Raw genomic sequence first — 2,768 nt, forward strand, 5'->3', positions numbered from 1 at the left:
TCATCAGCGCCAGGTAGGCGAGACCGAGGTCCAACGGCTGGCCCGCCTCGGCGGTGTGCTTTTTGCTCGGGAACTGGAGAACGTCGCCGCGGCCCCCGATGGCCGCGGCCGCCATGGCCCGGAGCGGGTCCAGTGCGTGCGGTGGCATGCGGCTGATCTCGAGCATCGCGATCGGCAGCGCGAACAAGAGGTGTTCGGTGAGGCCGTCGTGGAAGATCTGTTCCTTCTCGGTGCGTCGTGCAGGGGCCGGCACCGACACCACGGTGATGGTCGGTTCGGCCTGCTTCCGCAGCGGGTGCGGGGGATGGGAGCGAGTCATCGGTACTGCTTCGATCTATTCGGGCGCTGCGACGCGTTCGGGCGCCGCGACGCGGGGTGCTGCGGACCCGACTACGTCGTCAGTGGCTGACGCGGGAGCGGGCAGTCATCGTGATGGGCGGGCGAGGTGCGGTAGAACGGGGACTCGGCGAGGTCCTGGGCGCCACGCAGCCAGTCGCCGTAGTCGGCCAGGTTGTTGATGCACACCGTCGGAACGCGCGCTCCGCACTGCGGGCACGGGGCGATGGGGCTCAGGGCGAAATGCCGGGTGCTGTCGTAGGCGGCCAGGAACTCGCGGGACACGGTTCCGGCCGGGATCTGCAGCCGGATGGCCGGGCTCACTGCCCCTTCGATGAGGGGATGGAGGTCGTCGGCCTGGCTGATGACGGTGACCCACTGCCTCAGGCGGAGCACGTGGCGCAGCATGGTGCGCGCATAGCCGGCGGTGGCGAAGACGGCGTACGGAGCTGTCGTGCCGCCGGTCCGGCTCGGCCGGCCTTCTGCTGACCTTTGGCCAGCCGCGCGGAGTGCCGCGTGGTCGAGCCGGGCCAGAGCGCGGGTGCTCATCATGAACGGCATGGGCAACTCCATTGATTGAAGGGCCGGTTGCATGGGAGTTCGGTCCGGGCGCGGCGCAGTGGGCGCCGCGCCCGGGGCCTGTGCCTCCGCTGTGCTGGGAGGGGGCAGCGGAGGTCGAGCCACACGTGGGCGGCTCCTTCACAGGGCCGCCGGGCGGCGAGTGTTCACGCCCGACGACACACTCAAGGTACGGCAGTAAATCCAATTACGCAACACGAGGAGCGGAAGGCGTGGCTGATCAGGGGAGTTGCATAATTGGAAATAGTGCTGTAGAGTTGAGTCATCAACGCCGGAGAAGGTGACCGGCGAGCAGTACCAGAAAGGTGGCGAACCCGTGTTCACCACTGAGCAGAGGCCCGTTTTCGTCTATGGCACGCTCCGTGCCGGGCAGGGCAACTACTTCGGCATCCTGGAGGGCACCACGATTCAGGAGCGCCCCGCGATCCTGAACGACTACGCGATCTTCGGTTCCGGTGTCCCCTTCGCGATCCAGCGGGACGGCCGGAAGGTCGTCGGCGAGGTCATGGACGTGGACCCCGAGCAGTGGCCCGACGTGCTCCGTCGGCTCGACCGGCTCGAAGGCTACCGGGGCGAGGGTCGCAACAACATGTACGACCGCAAGGTCCGAACCGTGACTCTTGCCGACGGCAGCGAGATCGAGGCGTACGTGTACCTCGCGGGCGAGTCGTCCCGCCGCTGGTTCACCGACGCCGAGGAGATCCCCGACGGTGACTTCGTCAAGGCGGAGTCCCGGTAAATCCGCACCGCCCTCTGGGGTGGGCGGATGAACACCCCACCATGCAGTACCCGTCAGGCCGCGCGCGGCGCGGCCTGACGGCTTGAGCAGTACACCTTGGTCTCCTCGCGGAGAATCGAGGCAGAAAAGGAACAACTATGTGCGGTCTGTTCGGAGTTGTCCGAAACCAGACCTGTGACCCCACCCGCGCCACCATCATGTGCGTTGCCCTGGGCCAGCTGGCCGAGGAGCGGGGTAAGGACTCGGCGGGGCTGGCAGTTGCCATCTCCGCGACGAAGAAGCTCGACCGGCGTCCGGTCACCAACCGTCGCGACGTGACGGCGGGCGGCTGGCGGATCATCAAGGGACCGGGCCGGTTCCGGGACGTGTGGAAGCCCGCCTACAACAGCGCGCTCGACGCGGCTCCGGTCGCTCTCGGTCACACCCGCTGGGCGACCCAGGGCGGGACGACGCTGGTCAACTCCAGCCCGCTGCAGGTGGGGCAGCTCATCGGCACGCACAACGGAGACGTGGACACCTGGCCGCTCCGATCGGAATTCAGTCTCCCGCGTCCGACCGGGGGCACCGACACCGAGGTCCTGTACCAGGCTCTCGATCAGGCGGGCGGGGTCATCCTGCCCACCCTCGACGTCCTGGAGTCCGTCGTGGGCCGGGCTGCTCTGGTGTGGACCGACCGGCGCTGGCCGCAGCTGGTCATGCTGGCACGCACGGCGGTGAGCCCGCTCTCCGTCGCTGTCGACACCGAGGGGAACCTCTACTGGGCGTCCAACCCCGGATGGTTCCGCAAGGCCGCTCGCGCGGCGGACGTGACCATCGCCGAGATTCTGATGGTGCCGGAGGGCACGCTGATGATGATCGACTACTCCTCGGGCAGTCCGGCGCTGGTGGGCGACCGCCGCTTCACCGCGACGGCGCGGGCGAAGGACGACCGGCTGGCGCACATCGTCGCCTACCGGGGCTTCAGCATCGAGGACCAGATGGCCGACGAGGAGGTGTGCAGTCACCGAACGCTGCGTGAGCCCCAGCGCTCGCGGTCCGTTTCGGCGCCGCTGTGGCTGTCTCCCAGCGGCAAGTAGGTCATCGACCCGGAGGAAGAAAGGGGCCGGGGCACCCC

General features: G+C 68.4%; 4 protein-coding genes. 2 read left to right on the forward strand and 2 right to left on the reverse strand.

What is annotated here, in order from left to right; genetic code table 11:
• Nucleotides 1-319 (reverse strand): hypothetical protein (locus RM812_RS41280; RefSeq protein ID WP_311586042.1); only part of this gene is annotated, 319 nt, incomplete at its 3' end.
• 71 nt (nucleotides 320-390) lie between these two features.
• Nucleotides 391-897, reverse strand: coding sequence for a hypothetical protein (locus tag RM812_RS41285; RefSeq protein WP_311586044.1), 507 nt, complete (start codon nucleotides 895-897; stop codon nucleotides 391-393).
• A gap of 334 nt (nucleotides 898-1,231) precedes the next feature.
• Between RM812_RS41285 and RM812_RS41290 the strand changes: the two genes are divergently transcribed.
• Together RM812_RS41290 and RM812_RS41295 are read left to right on the forward strand one after the other, a co-directional pair.
• Entirely contained in the window at nucleotides 1,232-1,654 is a 423-nt protein-coding gene (locus tag RM812_RS41290) for a gamma-glutamylcyclotransferase family protein (protein WP_030590023.1), read from the forward strand.
• A 137-nt stretch (nucleotides 1,655-1,791) separates the two neighbouring features.
• A complete protein-coding gene (locus RM812_RS41295; protein ID WP_311586047.1) occupies nucleotides 1,792-2,730 on the forward strand; it encodes a class II glutamine amidotransferase in 939 nt (312 codons plus the stop codon).
• Nucleotides 2,731-2,768 lie beyond the last annotated feature (38 nt).

Source organism: Streptomyces lancefieldiae (assembly GCF_031845825.1).
In the GTDB taxonomy this organism is placed as follows: Bacteria; Actinomycetota; Actinomycetes; order Streptomycetales; family Streptomycetaceae; genus Streptomyces; species Streptomyces lancefieldiae.

Excerpts from the sequence above, each read along its gene's own strand:
- RM812_RS41285 (WP_311586044.1), bottom strand. The coding sequence starts at position 897 with ATGCCGTTCATGATGAGCACCCGCGCTCTGGCCCGGCTCGACCACGCG.
- RM812_RS41295 (WP_311586047.1), top strand. The coding sequence starts at position 1,792 with ATGTGCGGTCTGTTCGGAGTTGTCCGAAACCAGACCTGTGACCCCACC.